This window comes from Rhodococcus sp. 14-1411-2a (assembly GCF_002259485.1).
GTDB lineage: Bacteria > Actinomycetota > Actinomycetes > Mycobacteriales > Mycobacteriaceae > Rhodococcoides.
Genome location: NZ_NPGA01000007.1, coordinates 319,271 through 340,428, shown reverse-complemented (window position 1 = coordinate 340,428; position 21,158 = coordinate 319,271). Strand labels below are relative to the sequence as shown.

Annotated in this window: 22 protein-coding genes; 5 read left to right on the top strand and 17 right to left on the bottom strand. The window is 64.7% G+C overall.

Annotated features, from left to right (window positions below):
• Nucleotides 1-130 precede the first annotated feature (130 nt).
• Nucleotides 131-805 carry a DUF2848 domain-containing protein gene (locus CH291_RS03585; protein WP_094669767.1) on the top strand — a complete coding sequence of 225 codons (675 nt, stop codon included), beginning with the start codon at nucleotides 131-133 and terminating at the stop codon, nucleotides 803-805.
• An 85-nt stretch (nucleotides 806-890) separates the two neighbouring features.
• Nucleotides 891-1,250: an FKBP-type peptidyl-prolyl cis-trans isomerase gene (locus CH291_RS03580; protein WP_032377394.1), complete on the top strand. Its 360-nt coding sequence runs from the start codon at nucleotides 891-893 to the stop codon at nucleotides 1,248-1,250.
• Here CH291_RS03580 and CH291_RS03575 read toward each other — a convergent pair.
• The 4 genes from CH291_RS03575 to CH291_RS03560 all read right to left on the bottom strand — a co-directional run bounded on the left by CH291_RS03575 (nucleotide 1,243) and on the right by CH291_RS03560 (nucleotide 4,586).
• On the bottom strand, nucleotides 1,243-2,280 hold the full coding sequence (locus CH291_RS03575; protein WP_094686737.1) for an isopenicillin N synthase family dioxygenase: 1,038 nt from the start codon (nucleotides 2,278-2,280) through the stop codon (nucleotides 1,243-1,245). The two genes, CH291_RS03580 and CH291_RS03575, sit on opposite strands and share 8 nt — an antisense overlap.
• 62 nt (nucleotides 2,281-2,342) lie before the next feature.
• Nucleotides 2,343-3,644: a sensor histidine kinase gene (locus CH291_RS03570; RefSeq protein WP_179272084.1), complete on the bottom strand. Its 1,302-nt coding sequence runs from the start codon at nucleotides 3,642-3,644 to the stop codon at nucleotides 2,343-2,345.
• Nucleotides 3,641-4,369 carry a response regulator transcription factor gene (locus CH291_RS03565; protein WP_068047741.1) on the bottom strand — a complete coding sequence of 243 codons (729 nt, stop codon included), beginning with the start codon at nucleotides 4,367-4,369 and terminating at the stop codon, nucleotides 3,641-3,643. The genes CH291_RS03570 and CH291_RS03565 overlap by 4 nt, the downstream gene beginning before the upstream one ends.
• A 10-nt stretch (nucleotides 4,370-4,379) precedes the next feature.
• Complete coding sequence (locus CH291_RS03560) at nucleotides 4,380-4,586, bottom strand: hypothetical protein (protein WP_068047758.1); 207 nt, start codon at nucleotides 4,584-4,586, stop codon at nucleotides 4,380-4,382.
• Nucleotides 4,587-4,727: 141 nt separating this feature from the next.
• On the opposite strand from CH291_RS03560, the gene CH291_RS03555 reads away from it, so the two are divergent.
• Nucleotides 4,728-6,056 (top strand): cryptochrome/photolyase family protein, encoded by a 1,329-nt coding sequence (locus tag CH291_RS03555; RefSeq protein WP_068047738.1) that lies wholly within the window; start codon nucleotides 4,728-4,730, stop codon nucleotides 6,054-6,056.
• Nucleotides 6,057-6,092: 36 nt separating this feature from the next.
• Here the strand turns inward: CH291_RS03555 and CH291_RS03550 are convergent, their stop codons facing one another.
• The 12 genes from CH291_RS03550 to CH291_RS03490 form a co-directional block, all read right to left on the bottom strand.
• A complete protein-coding gene (locus tag CH291_RS03550) occupies nucleotides 6,093-6,995 on the bottom strand; it encodes a DMT family transporter (protein WP_068047735.1) in 903 nt (300 codons plus the stop codon).
• Between the two features lie 73 nt (nucleotides 6,996-7,068).
• Nucleotides 7,069-8,925, bottom strand: a complete 1,857-nt coding sequence (locus CH291_RS03545) for a propionyl-CoA synthetase (protein ID WP_068047755.1) — start codon at nucleotides 8,923-8,925, stop codon at nucleotides 7,069-7,071.
• A 47-nt stretch (nucleotides 8,926-8,972) separates the two neighbouring features.
• Nucleotides 8,973-9,503: a hypothetical protein gene (locus CH291_RS03540; protein WP_256980713.1), complete on the bottom strand. Its 531-nt coding sequence runs from the start codon at nucleotides 9,501-9,503 to the stop codon at nucleotides 8,973-8,975.
• Nucleotides 9,500-10,747, bottom strand: a complete 1,248-nt coding sequence (locus CH291_RS03535) for a molybdopterin-dependent oxidoreductase (protein WP_094686781.1) — start codon at nucleotides 10,745-10,747, stop codon at nucleotides 9,500-9,502. Before CH291_RS03535 ends, CH291_RS03540 begins: the two co-directional genes overlap by 4 nt.
• An 88-nt stretch (nucleotides 10,748-10,835) precedes the next feature.
• On the bottom strand, nucleotides 10,836-11,444 hold the full coding sequence (locus tag CH291_RS03530; RefSeq protein WP_179276421.1) for a TetR/AcrR family transcriptional regulator: 609 nt from the start codon (nucleotides 11,442-11,444) through the stop codon (nucleotides 10,836-10,838).
• Nucleotides 11,441-12,112, bottom strand: coding sequence for a class I SAM-dependent methyltransferase (locus CH291_RS03525; protein WP_256980712.1), 672 nt, complete (start codon nucleotides 12,110-12,112; stop codon nucleotides 11,441-11,443). Before CH291_RS03525 ends, CH291_RS03530 begins: the two co-directional genes overlap by 4 nt.
• Before the next feature lie 528 nt (nucleotides 12,113-12,640).
• The gene (locus tag CH291_RS03515) at nucleotides 12,641-14,125 is read right to left on the bottom strand and encodes a carboxyl transferase domain-containing protein (protein ID WP_094686735.1); all 1,485 of its coding nucleotides are present in this window, start codon (nucleotides 14,123-14,125) and stop codon (nucleotides 12,641-12,643) included.
• 24 nt (nucleotides 14,126-14,149) lie between these two features.
• The gene (locus tag CH291_RS03510) at nucleotides 14,150-15,349 is read right to left on the bottom strand and encodes an ABC transporter permease (RefSeq protein ID WP_094686734.1); all 1,200 of its coding nucleotides are present in this window, start codon (nucleotides 15,347-15,349) and stop codon (nucleotides 14,150-14,152) included.
• A complete protein-coding gene (locus tag CH291_RS03505; RefSeq protein WP_094686733.1) occupies nucleotides 15,346-16,239 on the bottom strand; it encodes an ABC transporter ATP-binding protein in 894 nt (297 codons plus the stop codon). The genes CH291_RS03510 and CH291_RS03505 overlap by 4 nt, the downstream gene beginning before the upstream one ends.
• A gap of 16 nt (nucleotides 16,240-16,255) precedes the next feature.
• Nucleotides 16,256-16,807, bottom strand: coding sequence for a hypothetical protein (locus tag CH291_RS03500; protein WP_094639488.1), 552 nt, complete (start codon nucleotides 16,805-16,807; stop codon nucleotides 16,256-16,258).
• Nucleotides 16,804-17,076 carry a helix-turn-helix transcriptional regulator gene (locus CH291_RS03495; protein WP_032372936.1) on the bottom strand — a complete coding sequence of 91 codons (273 nt, stop codon included), beginning with the start codon at nucleotides 17,074-17,076 and terminating at the stop codon, nucleotides 16,804-16,806. Before CH291_RS03495 ends, CH291_RS03500 begins: the two co-directional genes overlap by 4 nt.
• A gap of 64 nt (nucleotides 17,077-17,140) precedes the next feature.
• Nucleotides 17,141-17,596, bottom strand: coding sequence for a MarR family winged helix-turn-helix transcriptional regulator (locus CH291_RS03490; protein ID WP_094686779.1), 456 nt, complete (start codon nucleotides 17,594-17,596; stop codon nucleotides 17,141-17,143).
• Between the two features lie 81 nt (nucleotides 17,597-17,677).
• Between CH291_RS03490 and CH291_RS03485 the strand changes: the two genes are divergently transcribed.
• Nucleotides 17,678-18,508, top strand: coding sequence for an alpha/beta fold hydrolase (locus tag CH291_RS03485; RefSeq protein ID WP_094686732.1), 831 nt, complete (start codon nucleotides 17,678-17,680; stop codon nucleotides 18,506-18,508).
• Nucleotides 18,509-18,568: 60 nt separating this feature from the next.
• Here CH291_RS03485 and CH291_RS03480 read toward each other — a convergent pair whose 3' ends face one another.
• The gene (locus tag CH291_RS03480; RefSeq protein WP_094686731.1) at nucleotides 18,569-20,200 is read right to left on the bottom strand and encodes an ABC-F family ATP-binding cassette domain-containing protein; all 1,632 of its coding nucleotides are present in this window, start codon (nucleotides 20,198-20,200) and stop codon (nucleotides 18,569-18,571) included.
• A gap of 89 nt (nucleotides 20,201-20,289) precedes the next feature.
• On the opposite strand from CH291_RS03480, the gene CH291_RS03475 reads away from it, so the two are divergent.
• Nucleotides 20,290-21,138, top strand: a complete 849-nt coding sequence (locus CH291_RS03475; RefSeq protein WP_094686730.1) for an aldo/keto reductase — start codon at nucleotides 20,290-20,292, stop codon at nucleotides 21,136-21,138.
• Nucleotides 21,139-21,158 lie beyond the last annotated feature (20 nt).

The following is a 21,158-nucleotide window of genomic DNA, read 5'->3' as shown; positions in this document are numbered from 1 at the left end:
GACGACTCCTTCGTGTGCCTGGGATCACGCTATCCGTTGTACGTGCTCCATACTTGCTGTATACAAGACGTATGCGCAAGGCTTTCGGCGTATCGGAAACAGAAAATTTACGAGGAGAGGGTCCTTACTGATGCTCACGTTCACGCTGCCCGACGGCTCGACCGAATCGCTCGAGGTGACCGCCCTGCTCAATGCGGGATATGCCGGACGCAACCAGGACGAGGTGGCGTCGCACATCGCGGAGCTGGCCGAACTGGGTGTCCCGGCTCCGACTGTGACCCCGGCGCTGTACCCCATCTCGCCGTATCTGGCGCAGCAGACCGATTCCGTCGCCGTCCAACACGGTCGCACCTCGGGCGAGGCGGAGTGGGCTCTGGTGATCCTCGGCGACACGATCGACGACGTGCTGCTCACGGTGGCGTGCGATCACACCGACCGTGACCTGGAGGTTCACAGCGTCGCGTGGAGCAAGAACGCCGCTCCCGACGTGCTGGGCACCGGCGCGTGGCGGTTGTCCGAGGTGGCCGATCGACTCGACGAGATCACGTTGACCGCCTGGGCCGACGGCACACTCATCCAGACCGGAACGCTCGGTGATCTTCTCGCGCCGCAGTATTGGCTCGATGTGCTGACCGAGCGTGGCTTGTTCTCGCGTGGAACGGTTTTGATCTCGGGCACCATCTCGATGCACCACGGGGTGAATCAGTTCTCCGACGCCTGGAAGGTCGAGATGACCGACCCCGCCACCGGCAATACTCTGACCTGCGAATACAAGACGATATTGATGCCAGCTCCGATCGGCTGAGCGTCACGACGTATGGTCGAAGCGGTATATGCCCAGAGATAGACAGCCGGCGTCGGCGGGCCGGCATCAACCGCAGGAGACTTCAGTGACGAAGCCAGTGATCGAATTTCAGGCCGGACCGGCGCCCTTGGACCTGGTGACGGTCGACCTCGTCGAGGGTGACGGCGCAGAGGCAGTGGCCGGTGGCACCGTCGAGGTGCACTACGTCGGCGTCGAGTTCGATTCGGGAGAAGAGTTCGACTCCTCCTGGAACCGCGGCGAGTCCATCCAGTTCCCGCTGCGCGGACTGATCCAGGGCTGGCAGGACGGCATTCCCGGAATGAAGGTCGGCGGACGTCGTCAGCTCACCATTCCGCCGGAGCTCGCCTACGGTCCCGCCGGTGCAGGACACCGTCTTTCCGGCAAGACCCTCGTGTTCGTCATCGATCTGCTCGACGTCAAATAACTGCAGGGCCGCCAACGGCATTGCGTACCCGCTCGGCTTCGCGGGTTGCCGCGGGATTGGCAGTTCCCTCTCGGGAACCCGCGAGCTTGGCGTGAATGTGCCCGGCTACCGTCACCGGCTCGTACCGGGCCACGTCACCGGGCTCGATGCACGACGGCAGTGGCGCGATCACCGCGTCGAGGTTGCCGTCGTGGAAGAACGCGGCAGATCGCCTGCGCTGGATCGTCCCGTCGGTGATCGGCGGACGGACCCGATGCAGCGTCGACATCCAGCGATCGTTGGTCAGTCGGGCCGTCAGATCTCCCAGGTTCACCAACATGGCTCCGTCGGCGGGTTGCACGTCGTGCCACCGTCGGTCGGTTCCGAGAACCTGCAGGCCGGGCACTCGATCGGCCCACAGCACCGTCACCAATCCGTAGTCGGTGTGTTCGCTCATCCCGGTGAGCTCGGCATCCGGCACATGCATGCCGGGTTCGAGCGCGTAGTTGTTCATCCGCAGGGTATCGAGCGATCGACCGGTGATGTCGGAGAACGTATTCGGTGACACGCCGAGTGCGTCGGCGAACACTGTGGTCAGCGTCCGGGCTACGCGTGCTGCCTCGGCGAAATACTCGTCGACGGCGCGCTGGAACTTCGAGGAGTCGGGCCAGGTGTTCGGTTCTCCGGTGCCGACGTTGAAGGCCTCGAAGTAATCGTTCATGCCCGACGCCGATTCGACTCCCAGGCTCAGGCTCAGCGATTCGCTCTTCGGAGCGGTGTATCCCCGATTCACTTCGGGTGGGCAGATGTAGGTTCGCTTCGTCGCCAGGTCGAGCCCGAAGAACGAATCCATCGCCGACGCGAGTCCGGCCACGGTGTCCTCGGGAATGCCGTGCCCGAGAATCTGCATGAAACCGACTGTGCTGCAGGCATAGTCGACGTCCGCCGCGACGCTGCGTCGGGCAGTCCCGTCGCCTGTCGGGGTGGCATCACCCAGAACGTACGGCGAGATGTCGATGGTGGGGACGAAGAAATCCGACAACGTGTGCATGGGTACATGATCCACGGCTCGGATGGGCCCGCAGGTTTCTCCCGCGTAAAGACTGCCGAACTTCAGCTGTCCTGCAGCTCCAGCACCAATCGGGCACCGCCGAGCGGGCTGTCGGTGAAGTAGACACGCCCACCGTGTAATTCGGCCTGCTGCGCCACCAATGCCAGGCCGAGCCCGGAGCCGCCCTTGGCGGCTCGGGTGCCGCGCTCGAACCGGCCGAACACCGTCTCGCGTTCGTCGAGGGGAACGCCGGATCCGTTGTCGTCGATCAGGACACGTACCGTCTTGCCCTCGCGCTCGGCGGTGATGACGATCGACGTCGCGTTGCCGTGTCGAACGGCGTTGCCGATCACGTTGTCGACGGCCAGCCGAAGACCGGTCGGCAGTGCGCGCATCGTGATCTCGGAGTCGGCGGCGTACTCCACGCGTATGTCGAGTCCCGGATGCAGTCGTTGCGCATCCTGGGCTGCGACGTCGCAGACGTCGATGATGTCGGTCTCGACTCTGTCGCCCTCACTGGACAATTCGCCCGACGCGAGTCGTTCCAGGGCGGTCAGGGTTGTCTCCACTCGACCCTGCGTCCGCTCGAGATCTCCCAGAATCTCCTGCTGCTGCGCCGGCTCGAGGTCGAGAGTTCTGAGCACCTCGATGTCGGTGCGCATCGCAGTCAGTGGGGTTCGCAGCTCGTGTGCGGAGACGGCCGCGAAGTCGCGTGCGGTGTCGAGCGCGGCATTGGTGCGGTCCTGTGCTTCGTTCAGTCTGGTCAACATGCCGCCGATGGCGACCGCGAGAGCATCGGCTTCGGTGACACCGGTGCGGGTTTCGGGCGCGGTCGGTGGTTGCGCGCTGACCTGCCGGGTCAAGGTCACCAACGGTTTGACGGCTCTGCCACCGAAGAGCCAGCCCAGGCCGGTGGACACTGCGATCGCAGCGAGTCCGAGCAGAATCACTTGCCGCTGCTGTTCGTCGGTGACCTGTTGCGCTTCGATGGCAGGCACGCCGATGGAAATCGAGATGGACGACACCGCGGTCGAAACGGCGGTGTAGACCCGGAAGCGTTGCCCGTCGACGTCGACGGTCTGCGACCCGGTCTCGAGCGCGGGCAGCCGTGTCGGAGTGGACGCGACGACGATGTCGCCACTGCGAATGGTGACGGCGAACGCGCCGGAGAGCTGATCGAGGAACGCCTCCAGCGTCGTCGAGGTCGGGATCAGCACCTGAGACGCCGTCGTCAGCCGCTCGTCGAGCTGGTTGACGTTGTTGCGCGAAATAGCGACCGAGGTGACCACCGAGAGTGCGGCGACGACGAGGGTGGCACCGAGGGTCGTGGCGGCGGCCACGCGGGCGCGCAGAGAGAAGCTCATGCGGCGTCCCGGACGACGAAGCCGACTCCGCGAACCGTGTGGAGGATGCGCGGCGAACCGTCGGCCTCGAGTTTGCGTCGCAGATATCCGACGAACACGTCCACGACGTTGGTGTCGGCGACGAAGTCGTAGCCCCACACCAGCTCGAGCAGTCGTTCACGCGTGAGGACGACGCCCTTGTTGCGGGCCAGAATCGCGAGCAACTCGAACTCGCGTTTGGTCAGATCGATGTCGGCTCCGCCGCGGTGGACGCGATAGCCGGGGATGTCCACCACCAGGGTTCCGATGGCGACGGCCGAGTTCGGCGCGCCCGAATCTGCAACCGGCACAACCGGACCGGTGCCGCGACGACGCAGCATGGCGCGAATCCGTGCGACCAGCTCGGCCAGCACGAACGGTTTGGTGAGGTAGTCGTCGGCACCGGATTCGAGCCCGGCGATGCGATCGTCCACCGAGCTGCGGGCACTGAGCACGCAGATCGGGATGTCGTTTCCCATGGCGCGCAACGCGGTCACCACGCTCGCGCCGTCGAGTACCGGCATGTTGATGTCGAGCACGATGGCGTCGGGCATCGATCGCGACACCACGCCGAGCGCCTCCGCGCCGTCGGATGCGGTGATGACGGTGAACCCGGACAGGCGCAGTCCGCGTTGCAGCGACGACAGCACGTCGACATCGTCGTCGACGACGAGGACGGTGGCGGGGGCACTCGACGATTCGGTCACCGTTCCAATGTTATGCAACCCAGCTGTCGACGGTGCTTCGGCGTTCTGCAGGCGTCTTGGCGAAGAACTCCTCGAGAGCACTGCGGCGGCCGGTGTCGGCATCGAGTGACCAGGCGAGTGCAGGTGCCTTGGCGTAGAGCTGCTCGTAGTACTTCTCGAAGGTGCAGGTGCTGTCCACCAGGGAAAGAGCGCCGGGGAAGGGGCGTGTGTTCGTCATGATGTTCTCCTTTTCTCTTCTGTGTTTCCCAAGGTAGAGCCCCATGTTGCGGCCATGGTGAGCCATCGTTGGCGGTTCTCTGAGAGTTCGGCCGAGAGCGGGCTGTGATTGCCGACCGCGTCGGTGGGTAAGACTGGAACCATGTCGCTCGTATGGTTTCGCCGTGATCTCCGTCTGGGGGATCTGCCCACACTCACCGCCGCTGCCGAGTCCGGAGATCCGGTGCTCGGGCTGTTCGTACTGGACGACCGTCTACTGAAGCCCTCGGGCGGGCCGCGCAAGGATTTTCTGTTCCGTTCGCTCGAAGCATTGAACGAGCAACTCGACGGCCGGTTGATGGTGGTGCACGGCGACCCCGAGACCGTGGTCCCCAAGGTCGCGAAGGCGATCGGCACCGAGGACGTACACATCAGCGCCGATTACGGCCCGTACGGACGCGACCGAGACAAGCGCGTCGGCGAGAAGGTGACCCTGGTCGAGACCGGGTCCCCGTACGCGATCGCACCCGGGCGGATCGCCAAGACTGACGGCGAACCGTACAAGGTGTTCACGCCGTACTCCCGGCAATGGCTGGAGCACGGGTGGCGCGGACCGGCCGACACGTCCGCGAAGACCGTGGAATGGATCGACCCGGACGAGGTGAAAGGCGTTCGGCGGGCGAAGATTCCCACCGAGAAAGAGGCGTCCGACGCGGCAGCCGGTGAGAAGGCTGCGTCGAAGCAGTGGAAGGAATTCCTCGAGGAGGTCTCGGCGTACGACGACGAGCGCAATCGTCCCGACCTCGACTCGACGAGCCGGATGTCGGTGCATCTGAAGTACGGAACCATTCATCCACGAACGATGCTGGCCGACCTCGGCAAGCTGCGCAGCGAAGGGGCAGCGTCGTATCGCAGGCAGATTTGTTGGCGAGACTTCTACGCCGACATCCTGTTCCAGCGCCCCGACAGCGCCCGAGAGAACTACGTCAAGAAGTTCGACAAGATCGAGATCGACTCGGGCAAGCACGCCGACGAGTTGTTCGAGGCCTGGTGCAAGGGCGAGACCGGCTTCCCGATCGTCGATGCCGGTATGCGGCAGTTGAACTCGGAGAAGTGGATGCACAACCGAGTCCGCATGATCGTCGCATCGTTCCTCGTCAAGGATCTGCACCTGCCGTGGTGGCGAGGTGCGCGCTACTTCATGCAGCATCTCGTGGACGGCGATCTGGCCAACAACCAGCACGGCTGGCAGTGGACCGCCGGAACGGGCACCGACGCCTCGCCGTACTTCCGCGTGTTCAACCCCATCACCCAGGGCGAGAAATTCGACCCCACCGGCGATTACGTGCGGCGCTGGGTGCCGGAGCTACGTGGCGAAGAAGGAAAAGCCGTGCACACGTTGAAGTTCGGGCGACCCAAGGACTACGTGGAGCCCATCGTCGACCACAAACACGAGCGAGAAGTTGCGATCGCGCGCTTCAAGGCGCTGTGAGAACTCAGCGCTCGAGCGGAGCCTGCGGAGTGACCCCTATCTTCTGCGGGACAACCCGACTCCCACCAGACAGATCATGCCCCCGACCACGGCGAGGTAATGCGGAACCTCGCCCAGTAGCAACCAGGCCAGTGTGATGGTGATCGGCGGAACGGCATATGTGGTGATGCCGAGCTTGCCCGCGTTCATTCGCGTCAACGCGTAGGCCCAGGTGCTGAACGCCAGGGCCGTCGGTACCAGGCCGAGGTAGATCAATCCGCTGGTGGCTCCCGCCGATGCAGTGGAAAGGTCGCCGAGCAGAGCAGGCGCGAAGGGCAGTGTGCACACTGCGCCGATGGTGCAGGCCATCCACGTCACCTGAAGTCCGGGGATGGTGCGCAGCACCGGCTTCTGGCTGAGCACTCCGACGGCGTAGGTCACCGCGGAGACCAGACACAGTGCGATGCCCAGGAAGTCGGCGTCTGTCTTGGTCGTGGACGTGGTGGTGACGGCTGTGACGACACCGACCATCACTGCTCCGGCGAACGCGATGCCCGCTCCGATCACCAACCACTTCGGAAAGCCCTCGCCCAGCAGCAGACCCGCGAACAGGGCGACCAGAATCGGACCGATCTGAATGATCATCGACGTCGTGCCGGCGTCGACGCGTTGCTCGGCGGCATTGAGGGCGACGTTGTAGATGCCGAACCAGAACACGCCGATGCTGATGATCTGCAGCCACTGCGTGCGGTTCGGCTTGACCCACTGCCTTCTGACCAGAACGATCGCACCGAGCGCGACGGATCCGATGAGCAACCGGCCCAATGCGAGCGGACCGGCTCCGAAGGATTCGCCGACGCCACGAATCGCCACGAAGGCCGAGGCCCACGAGATCACCGTGACGGTGACGGCTCCGAGCGCAAGCCAATCCACCGCGGGACGGGTGTCGAGATCTGTCATGTCGACGACGCTATCGCGCGGGAGACTCCTGTGGCGCGCGGGTTTCGGCCATGGTTGCTCGTATTACCGCCGCCTATCTGCCGAGCAACTTCTCCAGCGCATCGAGGACTGCCGGATCCTCGATGGTCGACGGCACGCCGTATTCCTCACCGGCGACGATCTGCCGCATGGTTTTCCGCAGGATCTTGCCCGAGCGGGTCTTGGGCAGCGCTCCGACGATCGTCACATCGCGGAACGTCGCGAGGGCACCGATCTGATCGCGGACCATGGCCACCAGTTCGGTGCGCAGCTGTTCCTCGGTGATCTGCTCGCCGGCCTTGAGCACCACGTACCCGCTGGGGCGTTGGCCTTTGAGGTCGTCGTGGATGCCGATCACCGCGCATTCGGCGACGGCGGGGTGACCGGCGAGCACGGCTTCCATCGACCCGGTCGACAGACGGTGGCCGGCGACGTTGATGACGTCGTCGCTACGGCCGAGGACGTAGACGTAGCCGTCGGTGTCGATGTAGCCCGAATCGCCGGTGAGGTAGTACCCGGGGAACGTGTCCAGATACGAACGCTGGAAACGTGATTCGTCGTTCCACAGCCCCACCAACGCACCCGGTGGCAGCGGCAGCTTCACGACGATGTTGCCCTCGGTGCCTGCGTCCACCGGATTGCCCGAGGCGTCGAGGATACCGACCTGGAACCCCGGCACCGGCACCGTCGGCGATCCCGACTTGATCGGAAGTGGTTCCAGACCACGAAGATTGGCGCAGATGGCCCACCCGGTTTCGGTCTGCCACCAGTGGTCGACGACGGGCCGGTCCAGGGTTCGCGAAATCCATTCGTACGTATCGGGATCGAGACGCTCACCTGCGACGAACAGGGTCTCGAGCGACGAGACGTCGTACTTCTCGAGCTCGGTCGCATGGGGATCGACCTTGCGGATGGCGCGCAGTGCAGTCGGCGCAGTGAACAGGGCCCGGACGCCATGATCCTGGATCACCCGCCAGAACGCGCCGGCATCGGGAGTCCCGACGGGTTTGCCCTCGTACAGAACCGTTGTGGCCCCGGCGAACAGCGGTGCATAGACGATGTACGAGTGCCCGACGACCCAGCCGACGTCGGACGCGGTCCACATCACCTGACCGGCACCCACGTCGTAGATGTTGCGCATCGACCACGTCAACGCGACGGCATGACCGCCGTTGTCGCGCACCACACCCTTGGGCTTACCGGTCGTACCCGAGGTGTAGAGGATGTACAGCGGATCGGTTGCCAGCACCGAAACCGGTTGTGCCGCGGTGGCGTCGGCGATGAGGGAGTCCCAGTCCAGCCAGTCGTGACTGCCGGGGATTCCCTCGCGGGTCTTGACGATCACCGCCGGTACCTTCGCGGTCGTCAGCGTCAGGGCGCGCTGCACCAGCGGCAGATATTCGATGACGCGACCCGGCTCGAACCCGCCGCTGGCGGTGATCAGCAGGACCGGCTCGGCGTCGTCGATTCGCGCTGCCAGCTCCTTGGCTGCGAAGCCGCCGAACACCACCGAATGCACCGCGCCGAGTCGAGCGCACGCGAGCATCGCGACGACGGCCTCGGGGATCATCGGGAGGTAGATCACGACGCGGTCGCCCGGTCCGACGCCCTGCTCACGCAGCACACCGGCGAATCGAGCGACGTGGTCGAGAAGTTCGGCGTAGGTGTAGCTGCGGCTGAGTCCGAGCATCGCCGAGTCGTAGATCAACGCGGTCCGGTCGCCGTGTCCGGCGTCGACGTGCCGGTCCAAGGCGTTGAAGCAGGTGTTCAGGCGGGCCTCGGGAAACCAGTGAGTGCCGTCGAACGCGCTGGTGGGAGGGGTGTCCCAGTCGACTCCCGCCGCGGCGTCGAGCCAGAATTGCTCGCGGTTGTCGATACTGTCCTCGAAGGCCTGCCGATACTCGCCACTCATGTTGTGGAGCGTAGTTCGGGGCTGCGTGGTGCGGGCCGGGTTGCGCACTACCGGCGACGACCGGCGGAATCCCGTCGACCGACGGTCGTTGCGTGCAACCGTGCCCGGTGCACGTCAAGATCGCGTCGACGCCTCAGCCTGAGGATTTCGCGGCCGCCGTAGAACGCGGCGCTGACCGCGAACATCGCCGCTACCAACAGCAGCCATCGCATTGCGTACGGCTCCTGTGTCTGACCCGTGGCGGCCTCGTACGTGTCGCTCCCGTGGGCGAAAATCCCCGGTGCGAACAGCAGCAGGCTCAATCCCGTCCCGAGCGCGGGGACGCGGACCGCGTTGACGAACCTGCCCAGACGAGCGACCAGCGTCCGGTCCAGCACGGCGTACAGCGGAAACAGGATCGCATCGTGCACCACCGCTGCCCCGACGAACCAGAGGCCGATGGACTGCCACCACGTATCGGTGTTCCACAGGGCCGGGAAGCCGATCGTCAGGACGACCGCGCCGGCCAGGGCGAGGCAGCAGGCCGTGACCGCGAGATGCAGCGGTCCTGCGCCGTACCTGGCTCGAAACGTCGTCATGCTCGCTCCTCGAAGAATTCGACGGATTCGATCCACTTGGTCGCGTGCACTCCGGGTATCGCCGGCATCATGATGCGAGCGGGATAGCCGTGATCGAGGGACAGGTCGGCCCCGTTCACTTTCAGTGCGAGAAGCGAATCCGGATGCATCATCTGGTGTCCTCCGAAGGTGACGCGGTTGAACGACCCGACGGGTTCGAGCGACCGCACCTCACCGGTATCGACGGCATCGACACCCACGAGTGCCGCCAGATCTCGCAGCGGAACTCCGGTCCACGTCTGAACCGTCGACCAGCCCTCGACGCAGGAAATCGGGAGTTCGACGGTGTGCAGGTCCATCTGCTCGAGTTGAGCTCGGGTGAGTGCTACCTCGGTACCGCCGGCCAGTACGGTCAGCCGCCACGCATCGCCTGTCTGCGCATCGGTGACGCCTGCGGACTCCGCGGTGCGGTTGATCTGGAAGTCGTTGGGGCCGTCGCCGTACGAGCGTCCGCGAGGCAGCAGGATCGCCGCCGAGCGCAGTGGTCCGCCCGTCGTCTGCCCAACGCTGAGGACCGCGACGAACAGTGCGCTACCGCCCACGAGTGTGAGAGCTCCGCGTCTGCTGATCGTCGCCGGAGCGGGATCGGTTGCAGCAAGACCTGATTCGTCGTCGGCATCGGGCACCGTATCGGCGACTCGAATGCGCATCAATTCCAGGAACGGCCGCGTTCTCAACGCGGTCACCATGGTCGGAAGCTTGAGCGCCACGTGGGCGACGAAGCCGGCGACGAACACCCAGGCGCCCCAGTAGTGGGCGGTGTAGAAGCTGAAGCCGAAGATGTAGTCGTACTGAATGTTCAGCACACCGGTGATGATCTCGAAGAGGATGCCACCGACCAACGCCAGCAACGAGATTCGCTCGAGAAGGTGCGCGACACTGCGAACCGGGGGCATCTCGATCAGTTTCGGGATCACCGACCACAGCTTGGCCAGCACGATCGGCACCATGACCAGTCCAAGTCCCACATGCAGGCCCTGGGTGAGTCGATAGAGCCAGGCGGGCTCGGTCGGCCAATCGAACGAGGGAATTCGCAGCCACCCGACGTCGCCTGGCATGGCCTGGCCGAACTGGGGGCCGTATGCGGCCCAGGAGATGAAGCCGGTGATCGTCACGATCGGCAGGGCGACGAGCAGGACGGACGCCAGGACCGACGTGAACCAGACGCCGCGGATCGGGCTGCGGAACGTGGGAAGTCGCTGCATTCTGGTTCCCGTCTCCAATTTTGTACCTATTAGTACAAACTGTGAGGTCGAGGTTAGCGCACTTCGGGCCCGTTCGCCAGGGTCGGTGTCAGTGTCGAGTCCGACGGCGACGGACTGCGGCTACGGCGGCGTCCAGAGTGTCGCGCAGTGGGTGCACGTCGCCCGCGATGCGCGCGATCAACATTCCGCCTTGAAGCGACGCGATCAGCGTGGCGGCAGCAGCGGCCGGATCGGTCGACACATCGAGTTCCCCGCGGTCGATCATGCGGCGAAGCCCCTGTTCCAGCGGTTGTTCCCAGCGTCGGAACGCGGCATGGAGGCTGGGGACGAACGCCGGGTCGTTCTTGAGTTCTGCGGCGAGCGAACCGAGGGGGCACGAGAACGGGCCCCCTGGTTGTTCGTGATTGCGGACGATCTCGGCGGCCCATGCGTCGATGTCCTCGAGGCTGTCGATGTGGGCCAGGCGCGGCTGGGCGGCGAGGACGCGTTCGAGCTGACGTGCGATTACGGCTTCGACCAGGTCCGACTTGTCGGAAAAATAGTGGTACAGCTGCGATTTTCCGGTTTCGGACGCGGCGAGTACGTCGTCGAGAGTCGTTCCGGCGACGCCGTGCGTGTACATCATCGACGCGGCCGCATCGACGATCACCGCTCTGGTTCGTCTGCCCTTGGCTGTTCTCGGCAGTTCCTTGCTCACGGGTCTCCGACTCCTCGGTCGATGCTGTGAACAGCGAGTTCGGTGAACACTCGTCCGTTCGATTCGACAGTCCGGCGGACCCGCAGGCCCGCCGTGGCCGCCAGCGCGTACAGCGCGCTCGCGCCCACGCTGGCCCAAGTGAACCATTCGCCCACGCAGTCGTCGGTTTCCCACCGGACCGTTCGATTCCGATCGTCGACACCCGACGCGGAATCCACTTCGACGACGGCCGTGCCGGTCTCGTGCAGCAGCGAGCGAACCGTCCTCAGAAGTGCAGCCGGGTCACCGCCGATGCCGATGTTGCCGTCCGCGAGCAGCACGTGTGACCACTGGCCCGCGCCCGGTATCGCGCAGAAGATGTCCTGCTGCAACGCGAGACCGCCGCGATGGTTCGTCATCTCCACAGCGACCGAGGACGTATCGACTCCCAGAGCGGGAACGCCGGCGCGGGTGAGAGCCTCGGTCAAACGCCCTGGTCCACAGCCGAGATCGAGGGTGGGGCCGGTGCAGAAAGCGATCGAGGCTTCGTCCGCCCTGATGTCTTCGATCGTCGAATGGGTTCCGCCCATCCAGCGCGCGATCGGAAGTTCGGTGCGGCGGCCGTCGTGATCGGTGATCCACGAGGGCAGGCCGGCTCGGCCGCGGCGGTAGACGTCGTCTGCAATCACCCGACTGAATGTACCAGTGGGTACAGTAGAGGGCATCGCGAGCCGAAGTCGTCAAATTTCCTGCCGGTGCCGTCAAGATTGCGTCAACACCTCTGTTCGACGCCACCGCGCGGCGCAAGACTGCTTCTCATGACACTTCTCGACATGCTTCCGTCCCTCGGTGCCGCCTACGTTGCGCGGTGCGATCCAGCGCTCTGGCCTGCCGACACACACTGTGTGTGCGGCCGCATCACCGTCGACGGCGTTGCGTTGGAGGATCTGGCAGATGCGCAGGGCACTCCGGTGCAGTGGGGCTCGATTCTGGTGACGCGGGTGCGTTCGGTGATCGCCGGTGAGGTGGGTGTCGACGCCGAGTTCGGGGATCTGCGCCAGGCCGTGGTGGTCAACCGGCATTCGGTGGGCGCGGTGGTCAAGGTCGATGTGCACGGCCCGGGGCGACGCTGCGTCAGTCCGGTGGAGTTGCCCGCCGATCTCCGTGCCGGCGACGTGCTGGCGCTCGTGACCTCGCAGGCGCACGGCGGAGCCGCTCTATCCGAGATTGCGGTAGCGGCCGAGTCGGTTTCGAGTCCGGGTGGCGGGATCGACGATCGACAGCGCGTGCAGTTCCCGGACGATGGCGTCGGCGATGCGGCCGGAGAACGCGGCGGGCTCGTCGGCCGCATCGGGGAGTTCGGGAACGATGGCGTCGACGATGCCATCGCGCAGAAGATCGACCGACCTGATGCCTTGGGCCTCGGCCATATTCGGAGCGTGAGCGGTGTCGCGGTGCACTATGGCACTGGCACCCTCGGGCGGAAGCGGTGCTAGCCAGGCGTTCTGGGCGCACAGCACCCGGTCGGCGGGGAGAAGCGCGAGCGCTCCACCGCCGGTGCCCTGGCCGAGCAGAACCGAGACGGTCGGGGTATCGACGGTGACGAGATCGGAGATCGAGCGCGCTATCTCGGGTGCCAGGCCGCCTTCTTCGGCTTCCTTGGACAGTGCCGCCCCGAAGGTGTCGATCACCAGCACCAGCGGTAGGCGCAGTTCCTCGGCGAGGCGCATGCCGCGTCGCGCTTCTCGCAGTGCCGCCGGACCCATGGTGGCGGTGGCGGTGCTGCTGCTTCGGTCGTTGCCGAACAGGACGCAAGAGATCCCTCGGATTCGGCACAGCAACAGCAGGATCGACGTGTCGGCCTCGCCCTGACCGGTGCCGCTCAGTGGAACGTGTTCGCTGGCAGCGTGTTCGATGAGTTGCCGAATGCCGGGCCGGTCCGCGCGACGCGACGACTGCACCGAATGCCAGGCAGACTGCTCCGGTATCTCGGCCTGTACGTCGTCGGTGAGGTCGGGCCACACGGTGGCGTCGAGGATCACTCGAAGTGTGCGAATCAGTAGGTGGCGCAGGTGATCCAACGGCACCACGCCATCGATGACGCCGTGCTGGTAGAGATTCTCGGCGGTCTGCACCCCGTCCGGAAAGGGCTTGTCGTACAACGCCTGATAGACCCGCGGACCGAGAAATCCGATGAGCGCACCGGGTTCGGCGACGGTGACGTGCGCCAACGATCCCCAGGACGCGAACACCCCGCCGGTCGTGGGGTTGCGCAGATACACCAGGTACGGCAGGTGCGCCGCCTTGTGTGCGGTGACGGCGGAGGCGATCTTGACCATCTGCACAAAAGCCAACGTTCCCTCCTGCATGCGCGTGCCGCCGGAGGTGGGGGAGGCGATGAGCGGCAGGCCCTCCGCGGTGGCGCGCTCGATGGCCGAGGTGATGCGCTCGGCCGCCGCAACGCCGATCGAACCGGCGAGAAACGCGAACTCGCACGCGATCATCACCACCCGCCGGCCGTCGATGGTGCCCTCGCCCGTGAGCACCGACTCGTCGACCCCGCTCTTCTCCCGCGCCTTCGTGAGGTCGCGCTGATAGGAGTCGTTGGGGTGAACGTCGACCGGCGTGGAGTCCCAGGACACGAACGATCCGCCGTCGAGAACGGAATCGAGAATCTCGGCGGCGGATGTTCGTGGGCGCATGTCGGGGAGCCTACGCAGCGAACCCTAGCGAGCAAACGCTTCCTTCCACGAGACGGTCTTGCCGATCCGAAGAATGGAACGCTGGTAGATCTTCGCTGCGCCCATCGCCAGGATCGCGGTGGTGATCACCATCAGGACTGCCGAACCGACGATCTGTACCGGTGAGGTCACCCCGGCAGCGATGCGCAGCGGCATCATGATGGCGGAGAACGGGGGGATCCAGCTCAAGGTGTTGGCCAGGGTGCTCTCCGGATCGCTGACGGAATAGAAGGCCGCGAAGAACATCGCCATGATCAGGATGAGTAGCGGCATGGTCGTCGAGTTGACGTCCTCTTGGCGCGAGACCATCGAGCCGCCGGCGGCGTAGAGCACCGCGAAGAAGGCGAACCCCAGGATGAACCACGCCAGCGTTGCCGCGAAGACGCTCACCGCGGCACCGGTGATCGTGAGTACCCCCGTGCCCAATCCTGCTCCCACACCGGCTATTCCGTACAGAGCAAGCTGCAGGATGCCGACCGCGCCGATACCGAGGATCTTTCCCCACAGCAACTGCAGGGGGCGGACGGTGGAGAGCAACAGTTCGACCACACGCGAGGACTTTTCCTCGACGACGCCCATCGCGACGTACATGCCGAAGCCGATGATCTGTGCGTACAGCAGGAACACTGCGGACAGGGCAAGAGCCGTACGCTGACCGGCCTCGGGATCCGGTGGATCGATTGCGTCGACGGTGACCGTCGCGGCACTCGTCGCTGCCCCGAGTTCGTTCTGATCGACACCCTGTTGCGCCAGTGCAGTATTCGTTGCCTGCGTCGCGACACTGCCTTCGACGACGGCTCTCAACGTTCCGGTCAGATCGGACTCGGTGACGGCGGTGTACGCACCCGCGGTTCCGTCCGGAACCAGCGCCACGTCGAGATCCCCGGATTCGACGCCGCTGCGTGCGGCTGCCGCGTCGGCGACTTCGCGCACCTCGACCGGGGATCCGACGTCGTCCCCGGTTGCTTCCACCACGGCTGCGATGGACTGGTCTCCGGCGACGCCGACGACGTCGCGCTCTTCGTCACCGCTGCCGGAGAAGATCGAGAACGCGATGATGCCGCCGACGATGACGGCGAGAATGATCACGTTGCTGATGACGAAGCTCTTCTTCATCACCTGAACGGTGAACTCGCGCTTGGCTATCAAAGATACTGCGCTGAAGGAGTTCAGTTGGGAGCTCATGCCACTACCGCCTCTCGGAACAGGTCGCTCAGGGAAGGTTTCTGGATGGAGAAGTCGTGTACCGGACCGGTCGCCAGTGCGGCTCGGAGGACTTCTTGATCGTCGGCCCCGGGTGCCAAGCCCAGGACTGTGACGCCGTCGCTGTGGCCGAGGGTGCTCACCCCGGCGATGCCCGACGCCCATCCGGGGGCAGCGTTCGGTGCATGGACGCGCAGTTGCGCATCTCCCGAACCGCGTAGCTCGTCGACGGTTCCGACGGCCTTCATCGAGCCGGCAGCGATGATGCCGACACGGTCGCACAGGCGCTGCACCAGATCGAGTTGGTGGCTCGAGAACACCACCGGCACTCCGGCAGCGGCCTTTTCGCGCAGAACCTCGCTCATCACGTCGACGGCGATGGGGTCGAGTCCCGAGAACGGCTCGTCCAAGACCAGCACTGCGGGATCGTGCACCAGCGCGGCCGCCAACTGCACGCGCTGCTGGTTACCCAGGCTCAATGCGTCGACAGTGTCGTTGACGCGCTGATCGATTCCCAGACGTTCGGTCCAGCGAATCACCGCTGCCTTCGCGTCCTTGGACGACAGTCCGTGCAACTCCGCCATGTACGCAAGTTGCGGACCGACTTTCATCTTCGGGTACAGGCCGCGCTCCTCGGGCATGTAGCCGATGGTGCGGCGGACGTCGAGGTCGACGGGCTTGCCGCCCAACAGAACCTGGCCGGAATCTGCAGACAGAACTCCCAGCGCGATGCGCATCGTGGTGGTCTTGCCCGCGCCGTTGCTGCCGACGAAGCCGAACAGCTCGCCGGGCCGGACGTCGAAGCTGAGATTGTCCAGGGCGATTTTGTCGCCGTACTTCTTGGAAACGGAGTCGATCGTGAGGGTGCTCATGGTGCCCTTTCGGTCGTTACTTCGGGTCGAAATCTTCGGTGTCTTCGAGTTCGGGGTCGGGGGTGATCCAGGCGAGAATCGCTGCCGGTGCGCATCCGCCGGCCAACAGAGCAGCGAGCGTCCACAAAGCTCCGGCGTAAGCCAGGTTCTCGTTGTCATACGTTCCCGACAGCACGATCAGGACCAGAACTGCCACCATCACCAGGGCCTGAGTGACGGTGAGACCGATCGAGCGTGCTTCGTTGCGCTGCTGCACTTCCCATTCGTCGAGTGCACCCATCGGTGCATCGCTGTGCCGACGTGACACTGTTTGCAACATCGTCCACGTGACGAGAAACATCACAGTGGCCGGGATCCATGCGATCGGTGCCCACCGGGAGAACAGTGACCACACGGCAACTACCAGCAGGATGAGCAAGGACGCCATCACGGAGACTGCGAGTACGCGTCGACGTTTCTGGGTGCGCCAGTTCGGAAGCCAGTGACGGGTTTTCGCGTCGTGCTCCAGGAATCGTCGAGTTCGATACGCCTGGTAGCGGGTGAGGAGGTCGGAGCTGGGCGTGTTCATCGATCCTTCTCCCTTCGGAAGAGTTCGGCCGAGAGTGGTCCGAGTTCGGTGCGCGAGAACACTGCTTCGATCGGCAGATCGAAGACGTCGCAGATGCGCATCGCGAGGTCGAGGCTCGGGTAGTGGTCGCCTCGTTCGAGGGCACCCACCGTCTGGGGATTCACTTCGACGAGTTCGGCCAGTTGCGCGCGGCTCATCTTCCGTTCTGCCCGCAGAACACCCACCCTGTTGAAGATCGGGAGCGCGGTACCGCGCTTGACGGGGCTCATGACAATGGAGTGTTGTATAAACCCAACGATCTGTCAACGGTTAATAACAGATTGCTTTCGTTGACTACGTTGCCTGTTGGTCCCGGGTGTCGGCAACGATGGCGCGCATCGTCGTCAGAAACTCGTCGATCGTTGCCCGCTGATCGGGGGTGAAGCGCGCGAGTTCGTCGACGGCCCGACCGATGACGGGGCCGAAGAACGTCGTGCCGAGTTCCGACGCATGCGCGGTCACACGCAGCAGTACTCGCCGGCGATCGGATGGGTCGGGTTCGCGTAGCACCAACTCTCGCTTGGTCATTCGATCGATCAGGGCGGTGACAGACGCCGATTCCAGACCCAGTTGCGCGCCGAGCCAGCCGGGTGTGGCACGCGTTCCGGCTCGGTCCGCATCCAGCAGGCAGATCAGCGCGCGGATGTCGGTCGGGTGAAGTGAGTGCTTCTGGGCGAAGTCTGCGCCGAGGAGATCGAGCTCGACGGTGAGTGCTCGCAGCTGATGCACGGCGGCGACAGGTTCGGTCATGTGCTGATCCCTCGGAAGATGCTGGACGAGCGGTCTCTCCATTGTCTACTATCTCGATGATCGAGAGAATAGAGGGTTGCAATGTCGCTGGACGAATTCTTCTCCGCCTACGACCGGGTGCTGCAGAAGTGGCCGGCCGATACCCAAGCCATCGACGTGAACACGGTGCACGGCACCACACGAATCAACGTCTGCGGACCCGTCGACGGCCCGGCGCTGGTGCTGCTCCCCGGGGCGGGTGCCACGTCCACCGTGTGGTTCGCCAACGTCGAGGCACTCTCGCAGCGATATCGGCTGTACGGGGTCGACCTCATGGGCGACGTCGGACGCAGCGTTCCAGGTGACCAGTCCATCGACTCCGTGGACGAGCTGCTGAACTGGGTGACGGCGGTTCTCGATGCACTGGACCTTCGAACTGCGGCACTCTGCGGACATTCCTACGGCGCGATGATCGCCCTGGCGTACACCCTGCGCAATCAAAGCCGCATCGATGCGCTCACTCTGCTCGATCCCAATGCCTGCTTCGGCTCCATGAGTCCGCGGTACCTGCTGCATGCGCTACCGATACTGCTGCGGCCCAACGAAAACCGGCAGCGCCGCTTCGTCGCGTGGGAGACCGATGGCCTGGCTTTGGATCCCGACTGGTTCGACGTCCTCGCTCTCGGAGCCGCTTATTTCCCGACGGCAAAGACCATTGTTCCGAAGCGGCCGAAGCCCGCTGCGTTCGAGGGATTCGACGTCGACACCACAGTCGTGTTGGCGGGTGAAGGCAAGGTGCACAGAGCGTCTCACATCGAAGCGGCAGTCCGAGCCGTGTTACCTGACGCGCGAATCTCGATACTCGACGCAGCCACCCACCACGGGCTGCCGATGCACCCTGCCGCCGAGGTCAACGACATTCTCCTCAGTTGATGTGAATCGGGTGCAGCTGACCGCGCTCACCGCAGTCAGCTGCACCCGATTCAGTGTGATCTACTTCTCGCTCAGCTGTCCAGCGTTCATCGTCCAGTGGCGAGTGCTGCGAACAGTGTCGAGCATTCTGCGGTCGTGGGTGACCAGCAGCAGTGTTCCCTCGAAGTTCTCCATCGCACGTTCGAGTTGTTCGATGGCAGGTAGATCGAGGTGGTTGGTCGGCTCGTCGAGTACCAGCAGGTTGACGCCGCGGGCCTGCAGCAGCGCGAGTGCCGCGCGGGTTCGCTCACCGGGCGAGAGAGACGACGCCGGCCGCAGTGCATCGTCGCCGCGGAGGCCGAACTTGGCCAGCAGGGTACGGACTTCGGCGTCGGGCCACTCGGGAACCGCTGCGCTCAAGGCGTCGGACACTGTTCCCTCGCCGACGAAATATGCTCGCGCTTGGTCGATTTCACCGACCGCCACACCCGAACCCAACGATGCCGAGCCCTCGTCCGGGTCCAACCGGCCCAGTAGTACCGACAACAACGTCGTCTTGCCGGAGCCGTTCGGTCCGGTGATCAGAATTCGATCGCCCCACTCGATCTGCGTCGTCACCGGGCCGAAGGTGAACCCGGATCGCCGGACAATGGCACCGCCCAGAACTGCGACGACAGTGCCACTGCGGGGAGCCGCCGCAATCTCCATCCGCAGCTCCCATTCCTTGCGCGGCTCCTCGACCACCTCGAGTCGCTCGATGCGCCGCTGGGTCTGACGAGCTTTCGCTGCTTGTTTCTCGGTCGACTCGGCGCGGGTCTTGCGGGCGATCTTGTCGTTGTCGGTGGCCTTCCGGCGCGCATTACGCACCCCCGACTCCATCCAGTTTCGCTGCATCTGCGCGCGAGACTCCAACGCGGACTTGGTGTCTGCGAACTCGTCGTACTTCTCCCTGGCGTGCTGGCGCGCAATTTCGCGCTCCGCCAGATAGGACTGGTAGCTGCCGTCGTACACATCGATACGACGCTGCGCCCGATCGAGCTCGACGACGCCCGTCACCGTCCGTGCCAGGAATTCACGATCGTGACTGACGACGACGATCGCGGCCCGCGTCGCGACGACGAACTGCTCCAGTTGCTCGAGTCCCGCCAGATCGAGGTCGTTGGTGGGCTCGTCGAGCAGCAGGATGTCGTAGCGAGCGAGCAGAATCGCGGCGAGCCCCGCTCGGGCAGCCTGCCCACCGGACAGCGCCGTCATCAGCGCAGACCCGTCGACATCCAGACCGAGATCGGCAAGCACCTTCGCCGTGCGCTCCGCCAGATCCGCGCCGCCGAGTGCCAGCCACTTCTCCAATGCCGGGGTGTAGAGGTCGTCATCACTCGAACCGAGAGCCTCGGCGGCGGCGTTCATCGACGATTCGGCCGCAGTCACCCCGGTGCGCCGACCGAGGAAGTCCAACACCGTCTCCCCGGCGATCCGCTCGGGCTCCTGCGCCAGATATCCGACGGTCGCGTCGGGCGGGCTGGTGTAGATCTCACCCTCGTGATCGGCCGTCCCCACACCCGCGAGCAGGGTCAACAACGTCGACTTGCCTGCACCGTTCGCTCCGACGAGCCCGATCACATCACCCTCGGTAACCGTCAGATCGAGTCCGGAGAACAGGGTTCGATCGCCGTGGAAAGCGGCGAGATCATCGATACGAAGCGTTGCGGTCACACCGAAACTCTAAGCTGCGACTTCTGGTCGTTCCGCAGGCTCCACTCCTGCCCGGGAACAACACCACCCCACCCACCGTTGCCATTCGTATGACGTATTCAGCCGAGACCAGTACTGTCCCGACCATCGTGCTCAACGACGGCACGTCCATTCCCCAGCTGGGGTTCGGTGTGTGGCAGGTTCCCGACGACGGTGCCCAGGCCGCAGTGACCGAGGCGCTCGAGGTCGGCTACCGCAGCATCGACACCGCCAAGGTGTACGAGAACGAGACCGGCACCGGCCGCGCAATCGCAGAGTCCGGCATCGCCCGTGACGAGCTGTTCGTCACCACCAAGCTGTGGAACGACGATCAGGGCTACGACTCCACTCTGAAGGCATTCGACGCGAGCATGGATCGCCTCGGACTCGAGTACCTCGACCTGTACCTCATTCACTGGCAGCAGCTCGACCGCGACAAGTACATCGACACGTTCAAGGCATTTCAGAAGCTCAAGGCAGACGGCCGCATCGGTTCCATCGGCGTCTCCAACTTCACCATCCCCACCCTGGAGAAGCTCATCGACGCGGTAGGCGAGACACCGTCGGTCAACCAGATCGAGCTGCATCCGCGGCTGATCCAGGAGGAGCTGCGCGCGTTCCACACCTCGAAGGGCATCGCCACCGAGGCCTGGAGTCCGCTCGGCTCGGGCACCATCCTCGACGAGCCGGTGTTCGCGAAGATCGGCGACGCGCACGGCGTCACTCCGGCCCAGGTCATCCTGCGCTGGCACATTCAGCTCGGCAACGTGGTGATCCCCAAGTCGGTGACCCCGAAGCGCATCGCCAGCAACTTCGACGTGTTCGGCTTCGAGCTCAGCAACGACGAGATCCAGCAGATCAACGCGCTGGACTCCGCCGACGGCCGCACCGGCCCGGACCCGGACAAGTTCAGCAGCTGACACCGGGGGCCTAGTCTGTA